Consider the following 570-nt stretch of genomic DNA (forward strand, 5'->3'; position numbering starts at 1 on the left):
CCGCGCCTCCTCGGTGAGCGGCAGGGCTTGGCCCGTCAGCGCCTCGGCCCGGACCAGCAGCCGCGCGATCGCGCCCGGGTCGAGGGCCCGGAACAGCAGCACCCGGGCCCGCGACAGCAGGGCGGCGTTGAGCTCGAAGGACGGGTTCTCCGTGGTGGCGCCGACCAGCGTGACGGTGCCGTCCTCCATCACCGGCAGGAAGGCGTCGAGCTGCGCCCGGTTGAACCGGTGGATCTCGTCGACGAACAGCAGGGTCGCCTGCCCGGTCGCCCGGCGCTTGCGCGCGGCCTCGAACACCTTGCGCAGGTCGGGCACGCCCGAGAAGATCGCCGAGATCTGCTCGAAATGCAGGTCGGTGCCCTGGGCCAGGAGCCGCGCCACCGTGGTCTTGCCGGTGCCGGGCGGCCCCCAGAAGATCAGCGAGCCGAGGCTCTTTCCGCGCAGCAGCCGGGTGAGGCTGCCGCCCTCCCCGGTCAGGTGCTCCTGGCCGACGACCTCAGCCAGGCTTTGGGGGCGCAGCCGGTCCGCGAGCGGGCGGCTGGCCTCCGCGACGGGGGCGTGGCCGGAATC

1 protein-coding gene is annotated in these 570 nt (G+C 74.0%); it reads right to left on the minus strand.

The window, feature by feature from the left end:
* On the minus strand, window positions 1–570 hold a 570-nt coding region (locus FV228_RS32185; RefSeq protein ID WP_147858012.1), incomplete at both ends, for an AAA family ATPase.

The sequence above is a fragment of the Methylobacterium sp. WL18 genome, from assembly GCF_008040015.1.
Taxonomy (GTDB): domain Bacteria; phylum Pseudomonadota; class Alphaproteobacteria; order Rhizobiales; family Beijerinckiaceae; genus Methylobacterium; species Methylobacterium mesophilicum.